This is a genomic window from Streptococcus parasanguinis, assembly GCF_015556095.1.
GTDB lineage: Bacteria > Bacillota > Bacilli > Lactobacillales > Streptococcaceae > Streptococcus > Streptococcus parasanguinis_Q.
Window position 1 is genome coordinate 99,349 of record NZ_JADNLT010000005.1, and the last position, 23,872, is coordinate 123,220.

17 protein-coding genes, 2 pseudogenes and 1 riboswitch are annotated in these 23,872 nt (G+C 42.6%); of the genes and pseudogenes, 17 read left to right on the forward strand and 2 right to left on the reverse strand.

Annotated elements, in window-relative coordinates; translation table 11 throughout:
• Positions 1-43: 43 nt before the first annotated feature.
• The 5 genes from I2E70_RS06575 (at position 44) to I2E70_RS06595 (ending at position 6,093) form a co-directional block, all read left to right on the forward strand.
• Entirely contained in the window at positions 44-1,525 is a 1,482-nt protein-coding gene (locus tag I2E70_RS06575; RefSeq protein WP_195424101.1) for a M protein trans-acting positive regulator PRD domain-containing protein, read from the forward strand.
• Between the two features lie 115 nt (positions 1,526-1,640).
• Entirely contained in the window at positions 1,641-2,990 is a 1,350-nt protein-coding gene (locus I2E70_RS06580; RefSeq protein WP_070449287.1) for a hemolysin family protein, read from the forward strand.
• Positions 2,991-3,398: 408 nt separating this feature from the next.
• Positions 3,399-4,376 carry an ABC transporter substrate-binding protein gene (locus I2E70_RS06585; RefSeq protein ID WP_195424103.1) on the forward strand — a complete coding sequence of 326 codons (978 nt, stop codon included), beginning with the start codon at positions 3,399-3,401 and terminating at the stop codon, positions 4,374-4,376.
• Between the two features lie 10 nt (positions 4,377-4,386).
• Positions 4,387-5,280 (forward strand): ABC transporter permease, encoded by an 894-nt coding sequence (locus I2E70_RS06590; RefSeq protein ID WP_195424105.1) that lies wholly within the window; start codon positions 4,387-4,389, stop codon positions 5,278-5,280.
• A gap of 9 nt (positions 5,281-5,289) precedes the next feature.
• Positions 5,290-6,093, forward strand: a complete 804-nt coding sequence (locus I2E70_RS06595) for an ABC transporter ATP-binding protein (protein WP_195424107.1) — start codon at positions 5,290-5,292, stop codon at positions 6,091-6,093.
• Positions 6,094-6,279: 186 nt separating this feature from the next.
• Here the strand turns inward: I2E70_RS06595 and treR are convergent.
• A pseudogene (gene treR, locus I2E70_RS06600) lies at positions 6,280-6,858 on the reverse strand (trehalose operon repressor); the annotation flags it as partial.
• Between treR and I2E70_RS06605 the strand changes: the two are divergent.
• From I2E70_RS06605 to I2E70_RS06630, 6 genes and pseudogenes are all read left to right on the forward strand, one after another.
• Positions 6,832-7,596 (forward strand): annotated as a pseudogene (locus I2E70_RS06605) (alpha-amylase family glycosyl hydrolase); the annotation flags it as partial. The pseudogenes treR and I2E70_RS06605 sit on opposite strands and share 27 nt — an antisense overlap.
• A gap of 129 nt (positions 7,597-7,725) precedes the next feature.
• Positions 7,726-10,038 (forward strand): endonuclease/exonuclease/phosphatase family protein, encoded by a 2,313-nt coding sequence (locus I2E70_RS06610; protein WP_195424109.1) that lies wholly within the window; start codon positions 7,726-7,728, stop codon positions 10,036-10,038.
• A 213-nt stretch (positions 10,039-10,251) separates the two neighbouring features.
• Positions 10,252-11,046 (forward strand): pyruvate formate-lyase-activating protein, encoded by a 795-nt coding sequence (pflA, locus tag I2E70_RS06615; protein WP_003005017.1) that lies wholly within the window; start codon positions 10,252-10,254, stop codon positions 11,044-11,046.
• A 124-nt stretch (positions 11,047-11,170) separates the two neighbouring features.
• Positions 11,171-12,106, forward strand: a complete 936-nt coding sequence (locus I2E70_RS06620; protein WP_003005572.1) for a manganese-dependent inorganic pyrophosphatase — start codon at positions 11,171-11,173, stop codon at positions 12,104-12,106.
• Positions 12,107-12,168: 62 nt separating this feature from the next.
• On the forward strand, positions 12,169-12,681 hold the full coding sequence (locus I2E70_RS06625) for a YiiX/YebB-like N1pC/P60 family cysteine hydrolase (protein ID WP_195424111.1): 513 nt from the start codon (positions 12,169-12,171) through the stop codon (positions 12,679-12,681).
• Entirely contained in the window at positions 12,665-13,315 is a 651-nt protein-coding gene (locus I2E70_RS06630) for a DUF1803 domain-containing protein (protein ID WP_195424113.1), read from the forward strand. The genes I2E70_RS06625 and I2E70_RS06630 overlap by 17 nt, the downstream gene beginning before the upstream one ends.
• Before the next feature lie 38 nt (positions 13,316-13,353).
• On the opposite strand, the gene I2E70_RS06635 is transcribed toward I2E70_RS06630, so the two are convergent.
• Positions 13,354-14,799 (reverse strand): UDP-N-acetylmuramoyl-L-alanyl-D-glutamate--L-lysine ligase, encoded by a 1,446-nt coding sequence (locus I2E70_RS06635; RefSeq protein WP_195424115.1) that lies wholly within the window; start codon positions 14,797-14,799, stop codon positions 13,354-13,356.
• A gap of 87 nt (positions 14,800-14,886) precedes the next feature.
• On the opposite strand from I2E70_RS06635, the gene I2E70_RS06640 reads away from it, so the two are divergent.
• The 6 genes from I2E70_RS06640 (at position 14,887) to clpP (ending at position 23,698) form a co-directional block, all read left to right on the forward strand.
• Complete coding sequence (locus I2E70_RS06640) at positions 14,887-16,515, forward strand: putative polysaccharide biosynthesis protein (RefSeq protein WP_195424118.1); 1,629 nt, start codon at positions 14,887-14,889, stop codon at positions 16,513-16,515.
• A gap of 291 nt (positions 16,516-16,806) precedes the next feature.
• Positions 16,807-17,904, forward strand: a complete 1,098-nt coding sequence (locus tag I2E70_RS06645; RefSeq protein ID WP_049471747.1) for a cystathionine gamma-synthase — start codon at positions 16,807-16,809, stop codon at positions 17,902-17,904.
• Position 17,905: 1 nt separating this feature from the next.
• Positions 17,906-19,069, forward strand: a complete 1,164-nt coding sequence (locus tag I2E70_RS06650) for a MalY/PatB family protein (RefSeq protein ID WP_195424120.1) — start codon at positions 17,906-17,908, stop codon at positions 19,067-19,069.
• Positions 19,070-19,104: 35 nt separating this feature from the next.
• Positions 19,105-19,262, forward strand: a riboswitch (M-box (ykoK) riboswitch).
• Between the two features lie 207 nt (positions 19,263-19,469).
• On the forward strand, positions 19,470-22,130 hold the full coding sequence (gene mgtA, locus I2E70_RS06655) for a magnesium-translocating P-type ATPase (protein WP_195424123.1): 2,661 nt from the start codon (positions 19,470-19,472) through the stop codon (positions 22,128-22,130).
• Positions 22,131-22,349: 219 nt separating this feature from the next.
• Positions 22,350-22,979, forward strand: a complete 630-nt coding sequence (gene upp, locus I2E70_RS06660) for a uracil phosphoribosyltransferase (RefSeq protein ID WP_003005574.1) — start codon at positions 22,350-22,352, stop codon at positions 22,977-22,979.
• Between the two features lie 128 nt (positions 22,980-23,107).
• Positions 23,108-23,698 (forward strand): ATP-dependent Clp protease proteolytic subunit ClpP, encoded by a 591-nt coding sequence (gene clpP / locus I2E70_RS06665; RefSeq protein ID WP_021153673.1) that lies wholly within the window; start codon positions 23,108-23,110, stop codon positions 23,696-23,698.
• Positions 23,699-23,872: the final 174 nt, after the last annotated feature.

The window sequence follows — 23,872 nt, forward strand, 5'->3', positions numbered from 1 at the left end:
TATAAGTGATTTTGAAAGAAAATATGAAATTAGGTAGGGAAAGATGAGACTGCTCTTATCGAAAAAACAAAGACGTCAATTGCAATTGTTGGAAATCTTGATTAAGGAAAAAAGATGGTTCCACTTGAAAGAGTTGGCCAAGCGTTTGGATTGTACAGAACGTTCGTTAAAAGAAGATTTGTCTAATCTTCGTAGTACATTTGATGACTTTTTAATTGAATCCTCTACCAATGGGATCAAGATCAGTTATGAGGATTCGGTTGGGCTTGAGGTGATTTACCATCACTTTTTTAAAGAATCACAAGCCTTCGCCTTGATTGAATACCTCTTCTTCCACAAGGATGTTTCCAATGAATATATTTGCAGAAAGTTTGATCTGAGTTACCAGTCTTTCTACCGCTTGATTCGGACGATTAATCAGAAGCTTCAAACAAAATACAATGTAAAGATTGATTTGAAACCCTTGAATCTTGTCGGGGATGAAGTGGATGTTCGTTTCTTCTATGCCCAGTATTTTGCGGAACGTTATTACTATATGGAGTGGCCTTTCCCAGAATTTAAGGAAGAGGCCGTGACCGATTTGATCACCTTCTTCTTCAAGCTCTATGGCTATCCATTGACCTTCTCTGTCATTAAGTCTTACAAAGTTCTCTTGACAGTGTACTTATCACGTATTAAGCAAGGCTATTTCATCAACATTCCAACGACCTTTGAAGCCTATAAAGATCAATATCAAGGGGTGACCAATGTTGAGGAGATGTTGCGCTACTTTAGCTTGCAGTTGGGTGTCGAGTTAAATGAAAAAGTGCTGGAGCAGTTCTTCATCATCTTTATTCAAGAAAATTTCTATTTCAGCCCAGAAAGCTTGATTGAGGCCGCAGAAACAGATCCTTATGCAAAAGAATCCACTAGACTCATTAAAGATATGTTCAAAGATCTATGCTATACCTATGATTTAGATATCGAAAATCTTGATGAGATGTTGATGCACGTTCATAATACAGCTCACTTAGGTCGGAAGGAATTGTTCTCGGAGTTCCTCTTATTTGATACCAAGACCAATACCAACGAAGATTTTATGAGCATCTTCCCAGCCTTCTATGATGATTTGAGAGACCATATCATCACTTATATGAAGACCATGAAGCATAATCTGAATGAAGAAATTATCAAGCACATGATCTACACGGTCTACACTCACTGGGAACGTCTCTTACCACAATTATTGCGCCGCCGGAAGTCCATTAAGGTCTTGATTATCAGTCGTTTTGATGACCACCATGCTAAATCCATGATCGATTTTCTAGATTTCTACTGTACGGATAACTTTGAATTTACTCAGATGATCAAGTATAATCTAACAGTAGAGGATATCGAAGCTTCAGATGCAGATGTCGTGGTGGCCAACTTTATGATGCCGGAATTAAAGAAAAAACCTTTTATCTGTACAAGTAGTCTCTCATCGCTAGAGCTGGTTGAAAAACTCAATGCCTTCTTTTATGATTTTACCAGTGCAGAGCACTAAAATCAGGACCTGGTCCTGATTTTTTGATGGTGAAAAAAGAAAATGACATAGAAGAATGCAGGCTCTCATATTTTGTGGTATAATATACAATATTATATACTGGAGGAAAGTATCCATGGAAGACCCTGGCAGTCAGGAAATTTTATTGGAATTTATTTTATTGATTGTTTTGACATTATTGAACGCCTTTTTCTCGGCAACCGAAATGTCAATGGTATCGTTGAATCGTTCTCGTGTAGTGCAAAAAGCAGAAGAAGGGGATAAAAAATACATTCGTCTTCTTAGCGTTTTGGAACAGCCCAACCATTTTTTATCCACTATTCAGGTGGGGATCACCTTGATTACCATCTTATCTGGGGCGAGTCTTGCAGATAGCCTTGGTCATGTCATTGCTGGATGGATGGGCAATACTAAAACGGCTGTTGCAGCTGGAAGCTTTTTATCTCTAGCGTTTTTGACTTATATTTCGATCGTATTTGGGGAACTCTATCCGAAACGAATCGCTATGAACCTGAAAGATGAGTTAGCTGTTCGAACGGCTCCGATTGTCATTTTATTAGGAAAAATTGTTAGCCCCTTTGTTTGGTTGCTTTCAGCGTCGACCAACCTTTTGAGCCGTATCACGCCAATGGAATTCGATGATCCGGATGAAAAGATGACGCGGGATGAAATCGAGTATATGCTGACCAATAGTGAAGCAACACTAGATGCGGACGAGATTGAGATGCTCCAAGGGATCTTTTCATTAGATGAAATGGTAGCGCGTGAAGTCATGGTGCCACGGACGGATGCCTTCATGGTTGATATCAATGATGATACCAAAGAAATCATTGAAAGTATCCTTAAGCAAAACTTTTCACGGATTCCTGTCTATGATGATGACAAGGACAATGTCATCGGTCTCATCCATACCAAACGTCTCTTGAACGAAGGATTTATCAATGGCTTTGATAATATTGTCTTAAGAAAGATTTTACAAGAACCTTTGTTTGTTCCAGAGACTATTTTTGTGGATGATCTTTTGAAGGAATTGCGCAATACCCAAAATCAAATGGCTATTCTGCTTGATGAATATGGTGGGATGTCTGGTTTGGTTACTCTTGAAGACCTCTTGGAAGAAATCGTCGGTGAAATTGACGATGAGACTGACAAAGCAGAAATTGATGTCTTTGAAATTGCGGACAATACCTATGTCGTACAAGGAGCCATGTCACTAAATGACTTTAACGAATATTTTGATGTTGAGTTGCAAAGTGATGATGTGGATACCATTGCAGGGTATTATCTGACAGAGGTTGGGCGAATTCCAACCTTGAAAGAGCGACTCAGCTGTGAAGTCGATAGTCAAAAGAAACACCTCATTTTGACAAATGACAAAGTAAAAAATGGTCGTGTGACCAAGGTGAAAGTTGAAATTTCTGAAATCGTCGAGGAAGATGAAGAAACAAAATCAAAAGAAGATTAAAAAATAGAGGCTTGGACGTGTTCCAGCCTCTGTTTTTTTCTTGTCAGGAACAGTTGAATTTTCAAAAAATTTCAAAAATTTCTGAAATAGTCTTGACAGCCAAAAAAAATTAAGGTAAGATAATACCCATAAAAAAAGAAAGCAGAAAATAAACATGAAGCAACAAGCCATTTCAACTCAAAAATTTTACTTTAGCTACTTTAGATAGTGTTTGTAGACATGATCTCATGGATGCAAACAACCCAAGCAATTTGTTTGTATCTATGTGGCTAAGATTTTTGATGATGGTCCATAGAGCTAGTATCTAAATGGACCGAGGTTTTGTAACTTGTTGGAGAATTTCAAGCATCCGTTTAGAGTATCATCTAAGCGGATTTTTTGTTTATTTTGCAGAAAAGGAGTCAATAAATGAAAGTAGTGAAAAAATTGCTAGCACCTGTCCTGGTTGTAGGACTTCTGTTAACATCATTGGTGACCTTACATAACCTAAAAGATACTAAAAAAGACAATGTCTTTCGAATTGGGATTTCCCAGTACATCACCCATAAGTCGCTCGATGCGACACGAAAAGGCTTTATCGAGGAGTTGAAGAAAGAGGGCTATGTAGATGGGAAAAATATTCAGATCGATTTCCAAAATGCTCAAGGGGAGCAACGAAATCTGAAAAATATTTCTAAACAATTGGCAGAAGAAAGTGATCTAGTCTTTGCGATTGCAACTCCTTCTGCACAAAGTTTGGCTAATACCACTAAATCAACACCTATTGTCTTCTCAGCTGTGACCGACCCATTGGCAGCGAAATTGGTGAAAAACTTGAAAGAACCAGGTGGCAATATCACAGGGACAAGTGACCAGTCAGAAGATGCGATCGCTACACAGGTAGACATGATTAAGCAAGTGCTTCCAACGGCGAAAACAGTTGGGATTCTCTATACGCAAAGTGAGCCTAACTCCGTCGTCCAAAAAGACAATGCGAAGAAGATCTTAGAAGCTAAAGGCTATCAAGTGGTTGAAAAAACAATTCTTGATAGTAACAATGTGAAAGCTGCAGCAGACAGTATCATGTCAGAGGCAGATATCGTCTTTGTTCCGACGGACAATATTATCTCTTCTACAATGGACACTGTCAAACAGGTTTCTATCAGCCATAAGGTGCCAGTTTTTGGTGGGTCTGCTGAGATGGTGGCTACTGGTGGTTTGTACAACTTTGGTACCGATTATGAGGAATTGGGAAGACAAGCTGCTCGGATGGCTGTTCGCATCATGAAGGGTGAGAAAACTGGAAAAGTCGCAGTTGAAACACCTGAAAAATTAGAATTGCATACCAATAAAGAGATGGCTAAAGAGCTTGGAATTGATATTAGCTCGTTGAAGGTAGAAAAATAGGAGGTTTGAGATGAATTTCGTTTTATCAAGTTTATCAGAAGGTTTATTGTGGTCGATCATGGCGATCGGTGTTTACTTAACATTTCGAATTTTAGATATTGCCGATATGACGGCAGAAGGAGCCTTTCCACTTGGGGCAGCAGTTGTAGCCTCACAAATTCAAGCGGGAAGAAACCCTTGGGTTGCAACCTTGTTGGGCTTTTTAGCAGGGATGATTGCAGGCTTGGTTTCTGGGGTTCTCCATACAAAAATGAAAATTCCAGCCCTCTTGACAGGGATTGTCACTTTGACGGGGCTCTACTCTATCAATATCAAAATTATGGGAGGGGTTCCTAACCTTTCTATTGGAGATGCAGGTACCATTTTCAAGAGTGTCATGAAATTTGGACTTTCTAATGAAGAAGCTGTCTTTTTGATTAGTATTTCCTGCTTGATCATCGTATGTATCTTGTTGACCCTCTTAATGAAGACGCAACTTGGCTTGGTTCTGCGCTCGACAGGTGATAACATTCCGATGAGTGAGGCTAATGGGGTCAATGTGGACAACATGAAGATGTTGGGCTACATGATTTCAAATGGCTTGATTGCCCTTTGTGGCGCTATGTTTGCTCAAAATGATGGTTTCTCAGATGTGACTTCTGGGACAGGGACGATCGTGGTTGGCTTGAGTGCGGTGATTATCGCTGAGGTTTTGATCCACGAATTGACCATTGGTTGGCGCTTGCTTTCAATCGGGGTTGGAGCCATTGTTTATCGTTTGATTATCTTAAATATATACGAGATCCCAAATCTCGATCAAAATATGGTTCGTCTCTTCAATGCGATCTTGCTCGCAATTGTCTTGTTCGCTCCTGAGGCGCAAAAACGGCTTCGTGTTCGCGGATTGAAGTTAGGAAATAAGTAGGAGAAAAGTATGGCAACATTATTATCAATTGAAGGCATTCATAAGACATTTGAAGCAGGAACGGTTAATGAAAACCACGTCTTAAAAGGATTGGATCTCCAAGTAGAAGAAGGGGACTTCATTTCGGTCATCGGTGGAAATGGAGCTGGGAAATCAACCTTGATGAACATCTTGGCAGGAAATCTAGTCGTGGATGAAGGGGATATCTTGCTAGAGGGTAACTCCATCAAAAATACGAGTGTTCGTAAGCGTGCGAAAGATATTGCGCGTGTCTTCCAAGATCCTAAAATGGGGACAGCTTCTCGTTTGACCATTGAAGAAAATATGGCCATTGCCCAACGTCGTGGAAAATCTCGTGGGTTGGGCTGGGGAGTTCGGGAGAAGGATCGCGAATGTTTCCGTGAAGCCTTGAAGGAATTGAACATTGGTTTAGAGAACCGTCTCAAAGTCGATACTCAATATCTATCTGGTGGGCAACGTCAAGCTTTGACTTTGGTCATGGCAGCCTTGGTTAAACCCAAACTCTTGCTTCTGGATGAACATACCGCAGCGCTTGATCCCAAGACCAGTGAAATGGTCATGGAATTGACACAAAAGATCGTGGAAAGCCATGATTTGACAACCTTGATGATTACGCATGATATGAACCATGCTATCGAATACGGCAACCGCTTGATCATGCTCTACCAAGGCAAGATCGTTGTCGACGTCAAAGGAGAAGAAAAGAAAAACCTAACGGTTGAAGATTTGATGCGCCTCTTCCAACAAAACAGTGGTGAAACCCTGGTTAGTGATGAATTGGTATTAGGATAAAATAAAAGAGAGTGGGACAGAAATCGGTCATTCGTTAGAATTCGATTTCGTCGTCCCACCTCCGCACAGTTGAGTAGGGCTGTAAAAGCTGATGAAATCAGCGTAGTAGAGCCCACTCAACCACTGCGTCTTGCTCGACAATCCAAAGATAACTGAGAGGCTAGGACTTTTGTCCCAGCCTCCTTTTTATTTCCTCCGCTCTGCATAGTCGACAAAATGAAACTTGTCTAATTTGTGTCGGCTTTCGGTGAATTGGAATTGGCGTCCGTCTGCTAGGTGAACTTGGGAACGGACAGTTACCACGTGTTTGTCTTTTCCAAGATCCAGTAAGATTTTGTCACGATTATCGATTGGTGAAATCAAGATTTCTTTTTTGGCATAGCCAATCTGCAATTTCAAGTCTTCTTCTATATATTGGTAGATAGAGTGCTGGGCAATTTCCTTGGTCAGGCCAGGGATCAGCTCTCTGTCTAGGTAATCAATATCTAAGACAGAAGCGACACCATCCACCACCCGTTGCCGGGTTACTTTCCAAACCAAACGGTGAAGAGGGAAACCTGTCTTTTTAGCTCCTTTTTCATCGATACTGATTTGTTCCAAACGAATGACATTGGTTTCTGAGCGAAGACCAGAAGCTTTGACGATTTCTTGATAGCTGGTTAATTGGGAAACGGGGAAGTCAAAGTGTGCTTGCCTACAAATTTGCGACCCCATCCCTTGAACAGTCTCGATAAAGCCTTCTTCCTGCAAGAGCTCAAACGTCTCTATCATACTTGGGGCAAGGAAATGAGTGAACGTGGTGGTTGGAGTGCCCTTTTCTGGAATAACCATGACCAACCTCGTGCTTTGAATCGCTTTGTAGATATCAAGAACTTCCGCAATGAAGGAGCGACCATGCTCGCAGCTAGCATTCACTTGTCACGTGGGACCCCTTATATCTATATGGGGGAAGAAATCGGCATGATTGATCCAGACTATGATTCGATGGCAGATTACGTGGATGTGGAGTCCATCAATGCTTACCAAATGCTCTTGGACCAAGGCAAGTCACCTGAGCAAGCCTTCAAGATTATCCAAGCTAAGTCACGTGATAATTCACGTACGCCCATGCAATGGGATGCTTCTCTAAATGCCGGTTTTTCAACAGGCACGCCATGGTTGAAAGTTGGGAAGTCCTATAAAGACTTCAACGTTGAAAAGGAGATGGATGGACCAATCTTTACCTTCTATAAAGAATTGATTCGCTTGCGCAAAGAAATGCGGATCATTTCAGAAGGAAGCTACCAGCCAGCACTGGAAGATAGTCAAGAAGTCTATGCTTTTGAACGCCACTTAGACGGTCAAAAACTCTTGGTACTCAATCATTTCTATGGAAGTGAAGTTGAAGTAGCGATTCCAGAAGACTACCAAGCATGGCGCGTGCTCTTGTCCAACTATGAGAATGTAAAGCTTTCTGAAAAAGTAATTCTGAAACCGTATCAGACACTGGCAATTTTAGCTTAAGTTCTTGACACTTCGATCTTTTTGGGTCGAAGTGTTTTTCTTTTTGAAAAATATTTTTGAAAGCGCTTGAAAATGCAAAGTCATTCCCTTATAATAAAAGAGGAAAACTTTTTAGGGATGGAGAAACGCATGAGAAAAAACGGTAAAAAGATTCGCCTACTGGGAGTAGCCACCTTATTGGCTAGTCAGTTGGGGGTCTTTAGCAGTGCCCTCACGGTAGTTGCAGACGAGACCACAGCTTCGACTTCAGAGCCAGCGCTTGTGACGAACACTAGTAGCGAGGAAGGCTCGACAAATCATTCGACTTCCGCTACAACAACAACTACAGAAGCTACGACGAGAGCTTCAAGTGATAAAGAAGAGACATCTAGCAGTTCCTCAGACGATACTGAGGAGAAAACGGTTAAGATCGGGGACATTCAAGGGGAAGCGCAACGCTCTCCACTGGAAGGCCAAAAAGTGGCCATCCAAAATGCAGTGGTGACCAAGACAGACCGCTATGGTTTTTATGCCCAAGATATTGAATCGGATGGCAATAGTCGGACTTCAGATGGGATTTATGTTGTTTCCAAATACAAGGTGAAAGTCGGCGACAAGGTGAAAATCACCGGTACCGTCAAGGAAGGCTATATGGAAGAGGTTACCTTGGGAGCAGGGAAGACCTTTAAGGAACCAACGAATAGTTTAACAGTGACCATGCTGGTCGATGCTTGGATCACAAAAGATGGGACAGCCCCTCTTCCAGAAGCTGTGAATATCACTGCGGGCATGCCAGCAGATGTGAAGCCTAATCCGACTGCTTATGCTCCAGAAACCGATGCCCTCGATTATTGGGAAAGCCTGGAAGGAATGCTCACGGTGGTGAAGAAACCGCATGTCCTTGGTCCCCAGTACAAAGGAGATATCTATGTCTTGGGAGAAGATTTCACAGGTCTTCCTTTAAACAATATTGGAGGTCTGAATCTACGGCCACATGCGCAAAATACAGAGACGATCCCGATTTATGTTGGGAATCAGTTTGTCGCAAAAGCTAAGGATTACTTTACAGAAGATGTGACAGGAGTGGTAACGTATCGAAATAGCTTCTATAAATTAGAGCCCACTCAACAGTTGACGGTCCAAGATGGTGGCTTGCAGCGTCAAGCAGCTCAAACGCAACCAAGTGAGGACAAGCTGACCATCGCTTCCTACAATATTGAAAATTTCTCGGCCAACAATGCCAAAAATGAAACCCCAGAGGATAAGGTGACGCTGATTGCCAATTCCTTTATCCATGAAATTCACAATCCAGACATCATTACTTTGATCGAAGTGCAGGACAATAATGGTAGTGTGGATGACGGAACGACCAGAGGTGTTGAAAGTGGACGCAAACTAGCCAATCGGATCAAGGAATTGGGGGGTAAGAGCTATGAGTATACGGAGGTTGCTCCAGTAGATGGCGCTGACGGAGGAAAGCCTGGTTCCAATATTCGTTTGGGAATCCTCTACAATCCAGAACGCGTGAGCTTAGCCAAAAAAGAGGCAGCAACTAGCAACGAGGCAGCGCAATTTGACAAGGGACACCTGGTTAAAAATCCAGCTCGGATTGCCCCTAATGACCCATCGTTTGATCATACTCGCAAGTCCTTAGCCGTTGAATTTGAATTCAAAGGTCAACCAGTTGTGGTGATTGCCAATCACTTGAAATCAAAAATTGGAGATGATGCTATTTATGGGGCAAGCCAACCAGCAGTGGAACATACCTTGCCAACTCGTGAAGCACAAGCCAGTGTCATCCATCAATTCGTCCAAGAAGGCTTGAAGCAAAATCCGAAGACCACCTTTGTTTTGACGGGTGATTTTAATGACTACGATTTCTCAACCACGGCACAGATCCTTGCGGGTAGTGAACTAACCAACTTAATGGCTCAACATGATGTAGGCGATCGCTATTCTTATTTCTACCGTGGAAGCAATCAAGTTTTGGATAACATTTTTATCTCAAACAACATGGCAGCTAAAGCAAGGTTTGAACCAGTCCATATCAATGCTTCCTTTATGAAGGAACATGGTCGTGCATCAGACCATGATCCTGTCTTAGTCCAAATCGACTTTAGTGGAGCACAAACTCCAGGAATGCCGACGGATGATCAACAAGGAAATACAGGACAACCAACGGATCAAACCAGCTCTTCTTCATCGAATACAGGATCTCAACTTGTCTCTCATCAGACCCAAGCCAATGAACAAAAGAGTTCAACATCTGAAAGCAAAGAGAAGGGCAAGAACGAAGATGAGAAGCAAGACGACAAGGAAGAGGCCACAACAGAAACCAAGACACCAGGCAAGCGGAAAATCCTTCCATCTACTGGACAAGAAACAAGCTATCTAGCTCTTTTTGGAGTGGCAATAGCTACGATGAGTCTTGTCTGGTACAAGAAGAAAAGGATGACTCACTAACGTGTTTTATAAGAAAGATCTAAAAAAGGAGTCGCTGGCTCCTTTTTTCTCCTAAAATACAGGACAGATAGTCCCATATTGGAAACTGTACTAGGACAATGAAAACTACTGAAAAGAACAGTTTCTTTTCAAAAAGAAGCTTAAACTCTTTAAAATAGATGGAATCGTGTTATAATAAAATCATAAAACGTTTTCAAGAGAAGAGGTTCCTCAATGGAAAATGAAACAGTTGACTATGGAAAAGTAACAGGAATGGTACACTCAACAGAAAGTTTTGGTGCAGTAGACGGGCCTGGGATCCGCTTTATTGTCTTCCTTCAAGGCTGTCAAATGCGGTGTCAATACTGCCACAATCCAGATACTTGGGCAATGGAAACCAACAAGTCCCGTGAGCGGACGGTGGATGATGTCTTAGAAGAAGCCCTCCGTTATCGTGGATTTTGGGGCGAAAAAGGGGGAATCACTGTCAGTGGTGGAGAAGCCCTCTTGCAGATTGACTTTTTGATTGCACTTTTTACCAAGGCTCAAGAGTTGGGCATTCATTGTACTTTGGATACCTGTGCTCTTCCTTTCCGGAATACGCCTCGTTATTTGGAAAAATTTGACCGCTTGATGGCAGTGACTGACTTGGTACTTCTGGATATCAAGGAAATCAATGATGAACGGCACAAAATTGTGACCAGCCATACCAATAAAACGATTTTAGCCTGTGCCAAGTACTTGTCTGATATTGGAAAACCCGTTTGGATTCGCCACGTCTTGGTGCCTGGGCTTACAGACCGAGATGATGATTTGATCGAGCTTGGAAAATTTGTTAAAACCCTTAAAAATGTCGATAAATTTGAGATCCTTCCTTACCATACTATGGGGGAATTCAAATGGCGTGAATTGGGAATTCCGTACAAATTGGAGGGTGTGAAACCACCGACAAAAGAACGGGTCCAAAATGCAAAAGATTTGATGGAAACAGAAAGTTACCAAGATTACCTGAAACGGGTCAAAGGATAAAACGTATAGACAGTTGGTCACTCCAGCTGTCTTTTCTATTGAAATGCACAACTATTCCCTTTCTTTAAATGGCAAAACGTGCTAAAATAGAGTGAATCTATAAATGAAATAAAGAGGTAGAAACATGTCAAAAATTCTCGTTTTTGGTCACCAAAATCCTGACTCAGATGCTATCGGCTCATCTGTAGCTTTTGCTTATCTTGCAAAAGAAGCTTATGGTTTGGATACAGAAGCAGTGGCTCTTGGAACTCCAAATGAAGAAACAGCTTTCGTATTGGACTATTTTGGTGTGGAAGCACCACGCGTCATCACATCTGCTAAAGCAGAAGGTGCAGAGCAAGTCATCTTGACGGACCACAATGAATTCCAACAATCTGTTTCAGATATCGCTGAAGTAGAAGTATATGGTGTGGTGGATCACCACCGTGTGGCTAACTTCGAAACTGCTAGCCCACTTTACATGCGTTTGGAACCAGTTGGATCAGCATCTTCTATCGTTTACCGCATGTTCAAAGAACACGGTGTAGCAGTGCCAAAAGAATTGGCAGGTTTGATGCTTTCAGGTTTGATTTCAGATACTCTTCTTTTGAAATCTCCAACAACACACCCATCTGATAAGGTGATTGCGCCTGAATTGGCTGAATTGGCTGGTGTCAACTTAGAAGAATACGGTCTTGCCATGCTCAAGGCTGGTACCAACTTGGCAAGCAAATCAGCAGAAGAATTGATCGACATCGATGCCAAGACTTTTGAATTGAACGGAAACAATGTTCGTGTGGCTCAAGTGAACACAGTTGATATTGCGGAAGTCTTGGAACGCCAAGCTGAAATCGAAGCAGCCATCCAAGCAGCAAATGCAGCTAACGGATACTCTGACTTTGTTTTGATGATTACAGACATCGTCAACTCAAACTCAGAAATTTTGGCCCTTGGTGCCAACATGGACAAGGTAGAAGCAGCTTTCAACTTCAAACTTGAAAACAACCACGCTTTCCTTCCAGGTGCTGTTTCACGTAAGAAACAAGTGGTACCACAATTGACAGAAAGCTTTAATGCTTAATGATAAATGGGGAAAACCATCGTTAAAAGGAGTTTCGGCTCCTTTTTTGCTAGGAGAAGATCATGTTAGAGACGGGCGATTTGATTTTTGTCAGTGAAAATACAGAAATGGGGCAGGCTATCCAGACATCTACTGGTCATTATAGCCATGTGGCCATCTTTTTGGACGGCTCCATTTATCATGCCACGGTGGAAGGTGGTGTTCTTTCCCAGTCACCCGAAGATTTCTTTGAAGACGGGAAAGCATATGACCTTTATCGCTATGTGCAGATTGATCACGAAGAAGTCAAAAAGCGAGCAGAAAACCTTTTAGGGGCTCCCTACAATGCTTCCTTTTATCCGGATGGAGATGGTTATTACTGTTCCCAGTTCATCGCAGAACTACTCCCTATTTTTGAAACCATTCCCATGAAGTTCGGAGATGAGGAACAGGAGATTAGTCCGTTTTGGGAAGATTACTACAGAGGGCTCGGTCTAGCGGTTCCTTTAGATCAGCCCGGGACCAATCCTAGTCAGTTAGCCCAATCACTACAGCTACAGTTTAAAGAAAGGTATTTGGATGATTACAATCATTAATCCCACACGTTTGACACGTCAGCCATTTTTCAAGGACTTGATCAACTTTTTGGATCAGCACGACGATGTGATCCTGCGGCAAATCAAGGCCCAATTTCCAGATCAACCAGTGGATAAGCTGATGGAGGAATATATCAAAGTGGGCTTCATCCTTCGAGAAAATAAACGCTACACCCTCAACCTGCCCTTCTTGGAGTCAGCTGATCGAGTGGACCTGGATCAAGAGGTCTTTGTCCGAGAGGACAGTGCAGTTTATCAAGAATTAAAAGCCAAGGTCTTCCAAACGGAACTCCGCAATACGACCAATGCAGCGATTCTCAGAGAGGAGACGGACTTTGCGCGACATGCACAGACCCTTTCCAATTACTTCTACAAGGTTGCTCACCAATATCCATTGACAGAGGAGCAAGAAAAGCTCTATGCTATCTTGGGAGATGTCAATCCTGAGTATGCTCTCAAGTATATGACCAGCTTTTTGCTCAAATTTCTCAAAAAAGAAGAAGTCCAGCAAAAGCGCAGAGATATCTTTGTCGATAGTTTAGAAGTCTTAGGTTATATCCACAAAAATGATGAAGGAAAATATGAATTAGCAGTGGACTTGGATAAGGAAAGACTGATGTTTATGAAGCAATAGAAAAGGCTAGGAAAATTTCCTAGCCTTGTTTCGTTTGATTATAGATAACGTTCAGCAATGGCGGCGTCACCTGGATACTCTTCTTTTACGCCATTGACGATTTGGTAGCAATCCGCTCCTTTTCCGGCGATAATGATGGCATCTTCAGGCTTGCTGGTTGTTGCCATAGCCACTTGAATGGCTTCTTCGCGATCTGCGATTTTCTCGACAGGGCGCGTGATAAAACTACTAATCTCTTCAGCGATAGCCAAAGGATCTTCATAGTTGGGATCATCAGCTGTGAGGAAGACTTGGATCTCAGGATGCTCTTCTAAGAGTAAGCCAAAGTCCTTTCGGCGGCTCTCTCCTTTATTCCCAGTTGATCCGAGAACTAGTGAAATGGTCCCCGTTTGATGGGTTTCAACAACTGATAGCAGTTTTTTCAAGCTATCTCCATTATGGGCATAGTCGATGAAAACCTTGGCTCCATTTTGCTGAGTCAAGACTTCCATTCGGCCAGGAACGCGCGTCTTAGCAATCCCTTTTTGGATATCCTCGAGGCTCGCACCTAGGTGAAGACAGGCAAGACCTGCTGCTACAGCATTTTCTTGGTTAAAATGGCCAATCAGTTGGATATCGTAGTCGCCTGCTAGCTTACCAGTGGCTGAGAAGCTGAAGGCCTTAGAGTTTTCAATTTGATTCTCAGACTGGCTTCCATAAAAATCGTGGTCTTGGTTCGCTACTTGATCCGCTAAAACTTGGAAATGATCCATATCGCTATTGATGACAACGGTTTGGCTATTCTTCATGAGGAGACGTTTGTGGTAGAAATAATCCTCAAAAGTTGGGTGTTCAATCGGTCCAATATGGTCTGGACTGATGTTGAGAAAAACACCGACGTCAAAGGTCAGACCGTAAACCCGCTTCACCAGATAAGCTTGACTGGAGACTTCCATAATAAGGTGGGTCCGATCATTGGCTACTGCCTGAGCCATCATGGCAAAAAGATCCAAACTCTCTGGCGTTGTCAGGGTCGATTTAAAGAAGTTTTTACCATCCAGCGTCGTATTCATAGTCGACAGCATAGCTGGTCGGTGACTTTGTTCCAAAATATGGTAAGCAAAATAGGCCGCGGTTGTCTTTCCCTTAGTCCCTGTGAAGGCCAATAGTTTTAATTGTTTCTCAGGGTGCCCATAAAACTCCATAGCAATTAAGCTCATGGCCTGCTTGATATCATTGACAAGAATGGCAGGAATACCAACTTCATAATCTTTTTCAGAGACATAAAAGCCGAGTCCATTAGAAATAGCCTGTTCCAGGTATTCTTTTTTGAAACTCGCCCCTTTGACAAAAAAGAGGGTACTAGCAGAAACCTTACGGCTATCATAGCTAATGGCATCAAAACTTGTTCCTTCTAGATGGTAGTAGTATTCACCATTTACTAGAACTTCTCGGAAATTTTGGTCATGTTTTAAAATGTTGAGGGTTTGTTCAATTGTAATCATAAAACTATTGTAAACCTAAAGTCCCTATTTTACAAGTGTCATGGAAAAGTTTATAATGAAGAGAAGAAGAAACGAAAGAGGACACCAATGAGTCACGAACAAAATGACCAGCAAGCCCAGATGCTACGCGGGACTGCCTGGATGACAGCCAGCAACTTTATCAGCCGTTTGCTAGGAGCCGCTTATATTATTCCTTGGTATATTTGGATGGGGAAATATGGGCCACAAGCCAATGGTCTTTTTACAATGGGCTACAATATCTATGCTTGGTTTCTCTTGATTTCGACAGCCGGAGTACCTGTAGCTGTTGCTAAGCAAGTAGCCAAATACAATACCCGGGACCAAGCGGATCATAGCTTTGCTTTGATTCGGGGCTTCTTGAAATTTATGGGAATTCTAGGCCTTGGATTTGCCATTCTCATGTATCTTTTGTCTCCTGTCTTTGCGAGTCTTTCAGGTGGGGGAAAAGAGTTGATTCCGATCATGCAGAGCCTTTCTTGGGCTGTCTTGATCTTTCCTTCGATGAGTGTCATTCGGGGATTTTTCCAAGGTTTTAACAACATGAAGCCTTACGCTATAAGCCAGATTGCAGAACAAGTGATCCGGGTCATCTGGATGTTGCTCACGACCTTCTTCATTATGAAGATTGGCTCAGGAGACTATGTGCAAGCTGTGACGCAGTCGACCTTTGCGGCCTTTATCGGTATGGGAGCGAGCCTTCTGGTGCTCTTTTATTACCTTGCAAAGACAGGCTTGCTCTCTTCTATTTTTAGAAAGCAAGAGAGAAGTGAAGGAATTGACACTCGGGCTCTCTTGATCGATACGATTCGGGAGGCCATTCCTTTTATCATCACAGGTTCCGCCATTCAGCTCTTCCAAATTGTTGACCAGATGACCTTTATCAATGTCATGTCTTGGTTCACAGATTATAGTCAAAAGCAGCTATTGGTCATGTTTAGTTATTTCTCTGCTAATCCAAACAAAATCACCATGATCTTGATTGCAGTAGCGACTTCGATTGGGGGAGTTGGGATTCCTCTGTTGACAGAGAATTATGTCAAGGGGGACCTAAAAGCAGCTGGGAAGCTCGTACAGGATAACTTGACCATGTTGCTAGCTTTCTTGCTTCCAGCCACCTTTGGTGCAGTAGCAGTCGCAAAACCACTTTATACGGTTTTCTATGGGCAACCAGATGGCTTGGCCTTAGGACTTTTCATCGTAGCGATGTTGCAGACCGTAATTCTCGGTCTTTACACGGTCTTATCGCCAATGATTCAAGCCCTCTTTCAAAATCGCAAGGCCATTCGCTACTTCCTTTATGGGGTAGTGGTGAAATTGGTCCTACAGATTCCATTTATTTTGGTCTTTCGTTCTTATGGGCCACTTCTGTCAACGACCATTGCCTTAATGGTGCCAATCGTCCTCATGTATCGAGAGATCCAAACCATTACTCAGTTTAATCGCACCATCGTCTTTAAGCGGACCTTACTTGGTTCTATCCTGACTGTGGTGATGCTACTTGGAGTCTTGATCGCTGGTTTGATTTTGGGCTGGATTTTCCCACCAAATGGCCGTGTATCGAGCATGATTTATATCGTCGTCATTGGCGGATTAGGAGTTGCTATATATGGAGCCTTAGGATTATGGCTACGGTATTTTGACCGCTTTATCGGAGGTCAAGCTACACGTCTCAGACAAAAATTTCGCATCAAATAAACCTGAGAGGCTGGGACAAAAGTCCTAGCCTCTCAATTATTTTTGGATTGTCGAGCAAGACGCAGTGGTTGAGTGGGCTCTACTAAGCTGATTTCATCAGCTTTTACAGCCCTACTCAACTGTGCAGAGGTGGGACGACGAAATCGAATTCTAACGAATTACCGATTTCTGTCCCACTCTCTTTTCTTATAGTTTGAAACTATAGCTAGGTCTTGAAAATGGGAAAACCGCTCTCCTCATAATAGTGATAAAATAGTAAGCAGTTAGATTGAATGTTTATCGGAGGGCAATATGAGTAAAAAACGCAATATCAATACGATCTTGGCACAGGCAGGAATCAAGTCGGATAAAGCAACGGGAGCTTTGACAACTCCTTTGCATTTCTCTACGACTTACCAACACCCAGAATTTGGTCAGTCTACAGGTTTTGACTATACCCGTACGAAAAATCCAACACGCGCAACAGCTGAGAAGACTTTGGCAGCTATCGAAAGTGCAGACTATGCTTTGGCGACAAGCTCTGGAATGTCAGCCATCGTGCTTGCTTTTAGCATTTTCCCAGTTGGTTCAAAAGTCTTAGCCGTTCGTGACCTTTATGGCGGTTCTTTCCGCTGGTTTAACCAACAAGAGCAAGAAGGTCGTTTCTCTTTCACCTATGCCAATACGGAAGAAGAACTGATCCACCATCTAGATCATGATCCGGTGGATGTCCTCTATATTGAAACACCAACCAATCCATTGATGTTGGAATTTGATATTGCTCATTTAGCCAAATTGGCCCATGCAAAAGGTGCTAAAGTAGTGGTGGACAATACCTTCTATAGCCCTATCTATCAACGCCCAATTGAAGAGGGAGCAGATATTGTTCTTCATTCAGCAACCAAGTACCTAGCTGGTCACAACGATGTCTTGGCTGGTGTTGTCGTGACAAATGAGGCAGACTTGTATGACAAACTCTTTTACAATTTGAACACGACAGGTGCTGTTCTTTCCCCATTTGACAGCTATCTGTTGATCCGTGGTCTCAAGACACTCTCTATCCGGATGGAGCGCTCCACTGAGAATGCCCGCAAGGTAGTCGAGTTTTTGAAAACCTCCCCTCAGGTCAAAGAAGTCCTCTACACTGGAAAAGGTGGAATGGTCTCCTTTAAAATTCAAGATGAGAAAAAAATTCCCAACTTGTTGAATTCCCTTCAAGTCTTTACCTTTGCAGAAAGCCTTGGCGGAGTTGAAAGTTTGATCACTTATCCTACCACTCAAACCCATGCGGACATTCCTGCAGAAGTTCGCCATTCATATGGTTTGACAGATGATCTTCTTCGTTTGTCCATCGGAATCGAAGATGCGGATGATTTGATTGAAGATTTGAAACAAGCATTGGAGGCTTAAGATGACCAAATATGATTTCACGACTTTACCGAATCGCTTGACCCACCATACCTACAAGTGGAAAGAAACTGAGACAGATCCAGAAATCATTCCGGCTTGGATCGCGGACATGGATTTTAATGTCATTCCAGAAGTACGAGAAGCTGTTATCGGCTATGCAGACCAAATGGTCTATGGCTACACCTATGCATCGGATAGCCTCTACCAGTCTATCCTTGATTGGGAAAAAGAAGAGCATGGCTATTCCTTTGACAAGGAAGCTGTCGTCTTTATCGAAGGTGTTGTTCCAGCCATTTCAACAGCTATTCAAGCCTTCACCAAGGAAGGGGATGCTGTCTTAATCAATACGCCGGTCTATCCTCCATTTGCCCGAAGTGTCAAGCTCAATCGTCGAAAATTGATCGAAAATTCATTAATTGAAAAGGATGGTCTTTTCCAAATTGATTTTGATCAGCTGGAAAAAGACATTGTGGAGCAAGAGGTGAAACTCTATGTTTTGTGTAATCCGCACAATCCTGGAGGCCGTGTATGGGATCGTGAAGTCTTGGAAAAAATCGGCCACCTCTGTCAAAAACATGGTGTCCTTCTCGTTTCAGATGAGATCCACCAAGATTTGGCCTTGTTTGGCCACCGTCATACCAGCTTTAACACAGTTGATCCAAGCTTTAAAGATTTCAGCTTGATCTTAACCAGTGCAACCAAGACTTTCAATATTGCAGGAACAAAAAATTCCTATGTGGTCATTGAAAATCCAAAGCTTCGTACGGCTTTTAAACAACGGCAATTGGCTAATAATCAACATGAAATTTCAGGATTGGGCTATATTGCAACAGAAGCGGCTTATCGCCATGGTAAACCTTGGTTGACAGAGCTCAAGCAAGTCTTTGAAAAACACATCGACTATGTGGTAGATGAATTGCATGCAAAGACCAAAATCCGTGTCATGAAACCCCAAGGAACCTATCTTCTTTGGTTGGACTTTTCAGCCTATCCTTATACCGATGATGAGCTGCATGCTAAAATTCATGACCAAGCCAAATTGATTTTGAACCGTGGAACAGATTTTGGAAAAGAAGGAAACTTGCATGCTCGCCTCAATGTAGCAGCCCCTTTCACCCTCATTGAAGAAATCACCAAACGCTTGGTGGAAACTTTTCTCAAATAAGTGTTGACTTTCTGTAAGTGAAGGAGTACAATAAACTCGAAATACGGTAGGTGAGGCTACCACAAGGATACGGATGACTACCGCAAAGCAGTGGAGACACTACTCGTTGGTCAACAGTCCTGATCGCAAAGGTCAAGACTAAGCTCATTTCATTGCCTTGCGGAGCTAAAGCTTGGACGGTCAGTTTTTTGAGAGTTTTGATTGAAAAATTAATGACGAGTTTCATGAGTCCTACCGATCGAAGGTAGGACTCTTTTTTATGCCTTACCAAGAAAAGAAAAAGGAGAGAGCTATGATACAAATCGACGATCATCCCGAACCGTACCGAACCAGCCAATCGCTGATTTGTGTCGTAGGGACTCCAAAAGTGATTGGCTCCTGATTGAAAAAGGAGATACCAATGCAAACAAATAAAGAAAGACTCATTGCTGCTCTTCAAGCACCACTTGAAAGCACCTTTGCCACCTACAAAACCAGTGCCCTTGGTCTAGTTGACGATCAAGTAGAAGAAAACCGCGATATTTATGGCGAAAATGTCATCACAAAAGGTCAAGAAGATTCCATGATCAAAAAGATCTACGAATCCATCATCAATCCTTTTACAGTGATTTTGTTGGTCATTGCGCTGGTTTCCTTCATCACCAATGTCTGGCTAGCAAAACCAGGTGAACAGGATCCAACGACCTCCATCATCATTGTGACCTTGGTCTTGATCTCTGGTGGTATCCGCTTCATTCAAGAATTGCGGAGTGACAAAGCAGCTAGCAACTTATCACGTATGATTGTCAATACAGCGACCGTTCTGCGTGATGGATCGGAACAAGAAATTCCGATCGATGAAATCGTCGTAGGTGATGTGATCAAACTGAGTGCCGGCGATATGATCCCAGCAGATGTGGTCTTGATTGATTCCCGTGACTTCTTTGTCCAACAATCTGGTCTCACGGGGGAAAGTGATGCTGTTGAAAAGGTTTGTCTCAGAAAAGCCGACAGTCAAAATCTAGATAGTCTCTTGGAAAGTGAAAGTTTGGCCTTTATGGGGACCAATGTCATCTCCGGACGGGCGACAGCCTTGGTCTTGGTCGTGGGAGATGAAACCATGATGGGAGCTATTGAGCAAACCATCAACACTTATGACGAACCAACCTCATTTGAGAGAGAAATGAATACCATCTCTTGGCTCTTGATTCGGCTCATGTTAGTGATGGTGCCCATTGTCTTTGTGATCAATGGCCTCACAGATGGTGACTGGTTAGAAGCGGGTGTCTTTGCCCTCAGCGTTGGGGTTGGTTTGACTCCGGAAATGCTGCCGATGATTATTACAGCGAGTCTTGCTAAGGGCTCCATCATTATGGCAAAAGAAAAAGTCGTTATCAAAAAGCTCAATGCCATCCAAGACCTCGGCGCTATCGATATTTTGTGTACTGATAAGACAGGAACCTTGACCCAAGATGAAATCGTTTTGGAGTATCCGCTTGATATCCATGGCGAGTTGGATCTATCAGTCCTTCGCCGGGCTTACTTGAATTCCTATTTCCAAACCGGACTAAAAAATTTGATGGACCGAGCGATTATCAATCGGACCCATAAAGAAGCCAAGAAACATGAGATTGTTCGCGATCTGGATCAAACCTTCCATAAGATTGATGAATTGCCCTTTGATTTTGAACGTCGTCGCATGAGTGTCATTGTCAAAGATGAAGATGGTGTGGTCAGCATGGTGACCAAGGGTGCCTTGGAAGAAATGCTTTCTGTATCGACTTATGTTGAGTACAAGGGAGAGATTAAACGCCTGACAGATGAAGTCCGTCAAGAGGTCCTCGCTGAAGTTGCTCAATTAAATGAACAAGGTCTTCGTGTTTTAGGCGTCAGCTACAAAACCGACTTGGACGAAAATGACATCTTTAGTGTTGAAGATGAACGAGACATGATCCTAACTGGTTACCTTGCCTTTCTTGATCCACCAAAACCTTCTGCGGCTCCAGCAATCAAAGCTCTTGCAGAATATGGGGTAACCACCAAGATCTTAACTGGGGACAATGAAAAGGTCACCCAAGCTGTCTGTGAAAAAGTAGGACTAGATGTAGAGCGGATTCTTTTGGGAAGCGAAATCGATACGATGACAGACCAAGAGTTAGCACAAGTTGTGGAAACAACAACGGTCTTTGCCAAATTATCACCCGATCAAAAAGCGCGGATCATCCTCTGCCTCAAGAACAATGGCCACAAGGTGGGTTACATGGGTGATGGGATCAACGATGCTCCATCCATGAAGGTCTCAGACGTTGGGATCTCCGTGGATACCGCTGTGGATATCGCCAAGGAAACGGCAGATGTCATCCTTCTGGATAAGGACTTGATGGTCCTTGAAAAAGGTTTGGTTGAAGGTCGCAAGGTCTATGCCAATATGACCAAGTACATCAAGATGACGGTCTCTTCTAACTTCGGGAACATCTTTTCTCTGCTCTTCGCCAGCATCTTTTTGCCTTTCCTTCCAATGGCTCCCGTTCATTTGATTGTGCTCAATCTTATCTATGATCTTTCTTGTATCGCCCTTCCTTTTGACAATGTCGACAAGGAATTCCTCAAGAAACCTCGTATCTGGGAAGCAAACTCTATCATGCGTTTTATGGCCTGGATTGGTCCCATTTCATCTGTATTTGATATTATTACCTACATGCTTCTTTACTTCCTTGTTGTTCCTATGATTTTAGGTCATGGCTACAACCATGGAGCAGCAGATGCAGCAGCCTTTATCATGGTGTTCCAAACTGGATGGTTTATCGAATCCATGTGGTCTCAAACCATGGTTATCCATATGTTGCGTTCACCAAAACTGCCATTTATCCAAAGTCGTCCAGCCTTCTCAGTCGTGGTGACGACTCTAGCAGCAGCCTTCTTTGTAACCTCCCTTCCATATAGTCCTTTGGCTTCTATCTTGAAGTTGAGCCAACTAAATGGATTGTACTTTGTTCTATTGTTTGCGATTATCGTCCTTTATATGCTGAGTGTGACGGTTGTCAAACGTATCTATATTAAGAAGTACAAAGAATGGTTGTAATTGATTGATAGAAAGAGTGAGTCCGAACTTAAAAAATTAAGTGTAAGGGCTCTCTTTTTTTGGTAAAATTTGGTATAATAAGAAGAATGTAAAGTTGGAAATGAAGATTTCCATGTGCTGTGAGTATCAAAGAGGGACTGAAAGAAAGAGTAGAGCTTGACTCCACTTTTATCATAGCTCTTTTTTGAATAATAACAGCTTAGAAAGAAGGATCTCAAAATGGGAAAATTAGAAGTTATTACACATCCACTGATTCAACACAAATTGTCTATTCTTCGTCGTACAGATACCTCTACGAAGGCCTTTCGTGAATTGGTAGATGAGATTGCTATGTTGATGGGCTACGAAGTATTGCGTGAATTGCCTCTTGAGGATGTTGAAATTGAAACTCCTATTACCAAAACCGTTCAAAAACAAATCGCAGGGAAGAAGTTGGCTATTGTCCCAATTCTTCGTGCAGGGATTGGGATGGTTGATGGTCTCTTGAGTTTGGTACCAGCTGCTAAGGTTGGCCATATCGGGATGTACCGTGATGAAGAAACCTTGAAACCAGTTGAATACTTGGTGAAATTGCCAGAAGATATTGATCAACGTCGTATCTTTGTAGTAGACCCAATGCTTGCTACGGGTGGATCCGCTATTCTAGCTATTGATTCCTTGAAAAAACGTGGCGCTAGCCATATCAAATTTGTCTGTCTAGTATCAGCGCCAGAAGGGGTGAAAGCTCTTCAAGAAGCTCACCCAGATGTTGATATCTTTACAGCAGCCCTCGATGATCATTTGAATGAACATGGCTACATTGTTCCTGGTCTTGGAGATGCAGGTGACCGTTTATTCGGTACCAAATAAGAAACCATTCATGATTCGTCCGAAAGGTGCTTAAGATTTGACCTTTTTTGACCATTGGTTTATAATAGCACATATACTTTGAACCTCACGAATCGTGAGAATGAATGGATACTAAAGGAGAAGAATAGATGATTCCAGTAGTTATTGAACAAACCAGTCGAGGAGAACGTTCTTACGATATTTATTCCCGTCTGTTAAAAGATCGAATTATCATGGTAACAGGACCAGTTGAGGACCAAATGGCTAACTCCATTATCGCTCAATTGCTCTTCTTGGATGCCCAAGATAATACAAAAGATATCTATATGTATATCAATACCCCAGGTGGCTCTGTCTCAGCAGGTCTTGCCATTGTAGATACTATGAACTTTATCAAGTCAGATGTCCAAACCATTGTTATGGGGATGGCAGCTTCTATGGGAACTATTATCGCTTCAAGCGGTGCGAAGGGCAAACGCTTCATGTTGCCAAACGCCGAGTACATGATTCACCAACCAATGGGTGGTACTGGTGGTGGTACCCAACAAACCGATATGGCGATTGCAGCAGAACACTTACTCAAAACACGGAACAACTTGGAAAAAATCCTTGCGGAAAATTCAGGTCAATCCATTGAAAAAGTGCATGCTGATGCGGAGCGTGACAATTGGATGAGCGCGCAAGAAACACTTGAATATGGCTTTATTGATGAAATCATGGCCAATAATAAATTGGGCTAAACCATCCTATGGGAAGGCCCGTCAAGAGGCTGGGACAAAAGTCCTAGCCTCTCAATTATTTTTGGATTGTCGAGCAAAACGCAGTGGTTGAGTGGGCTCTACTACGCTGATTTCATCAGCTTTTACAGCCCTACTCAACTGTGCGGAGGTGGGACGACGAAATCGAATTTTAAC

What these genes read in the sequence shown, in the direction of transcription:
- I2E70_RS06585 (WP_195424103.1), top strand. Translation starts at nt 3,399, where the DNA reads ATGAAAGTAGTGAAAAAATTGCTAGCACCTGTCCTGGTTGTAGGACTT.
- I2E70_RS06635 (WP_195424115.1), bottom strand. Translation starts at nt 14,799, where the DNA reads ATGATTACAATTGAACAAACCCTCAACATTTTAAAACATGACCAAAAT.
- upp (WP_003005574.1), top strand. Translation starts at nt 22,350, where the DNA reads ATGGGAAAATTAGAAGTTATTACACATCCACTGATTCAACACAAATTG.
- I2E70_RS06640 (WP_195424118.1), top strand. Translation starts at nt 14,887, where the DNA reads ATGAGTCACGAACAAAATGACCAGCAAGCCCAGATGCTACGCGGGACT.
- mgtA (WP_195424123.1), top strand. Translation starts at nt 19,470, where the DNA reads ATGCAAACAAATAAAGAAAGACTCATTGCTGCTCTTCAAGCACCACTT.
- I2E70_RS06630 (WP_195424113.1), top strand. Translation starts at nt 12,665, where the DNA reads ATGATTACAATCATTAATCCCACACGTTTGACACGTCAGCCATTTTTC.
- pflA (WP_003005017.1), top strand. Translation starts at nt 10,252, where the DNA reads ATGGAAAATGAAACAGTTGACTATGGAAAAGTAACAGGAATGGTACAC.
- I2E70_RS06610 (WP_195424109.1), top strand. Translation starts at nt 7,726, where the DNA reads ATGAGAAAAAACGGTAAAAAGATTCGCCTACTGGGAGTAGCCACCTTA.
- I2E70_RS06620 (WP_003005572.1), top strand. Translation starts at nt 11,171, where the DNA reads ATGTCAAAAATTCTCGTTTTTGGTCACCAAAATCCTGACTCAGATGCT.
- I2E70_RS06580 (WP_070449287.1), top strand. Translation starts at nt 1,641, where the DNA reads ATGGAAGACCCTGGCAGTCAGGAAATTTTATTGGAATTTATTTTATTG.
- I2E70_RS06575 (WP_195424101.1), top strand. Translation starts at nt 44, where the DNA reads ATGAGACTGCTCTTATCGAAAAAACAAAGACGTCAATTGCAATTGTTG.
- I2E70_RS06595 (WP_195424107.1), top strand. Translation starts at nt 5,290, where the DNA reads ATGGCAACATTATTATCAATTGAAGGCATTCATAAGACATTTGAAGCA.
- I2E70_RS06645 (WP_049471747.1), top strand. Translation starts at nt 16,807, where the DNA reads ATGAGTAAAAAACGCAATATCAATACGATCTTGGCACAGGCAGGAATC.
- I2E70_RS06625 (WP_195424111.1), top strand. Translation starts at nt 12,169, where the DNA reads ATGTTAGAGACGGGCGATTTGATTTTTGTCAGTGAAAATACAGAAATG.
- I2E70_RS06590 (WP_195424105.1), top strand. Translation starts at nt 4,387, where the DNA reads ATGAATTTCGTTTTATCAAGTTTATCAGAAGGTTTATTGTGGTCGATC.
- clpP (WP_021153673.1), top strand. Translation starts at nt 23,108, where the DNA reads ATGATTCCAGTAGTTATTGAACAAACCAGTCGAGGAGAACGTTCTTAC.
- I2E70_RS06650 (WP_195424120.1), top strand. Translation starts at nt 17,906, where the DNA reads ATGACCAAATATGATTTCACGACTTTACCGAATCGCTTGACCCACCAT.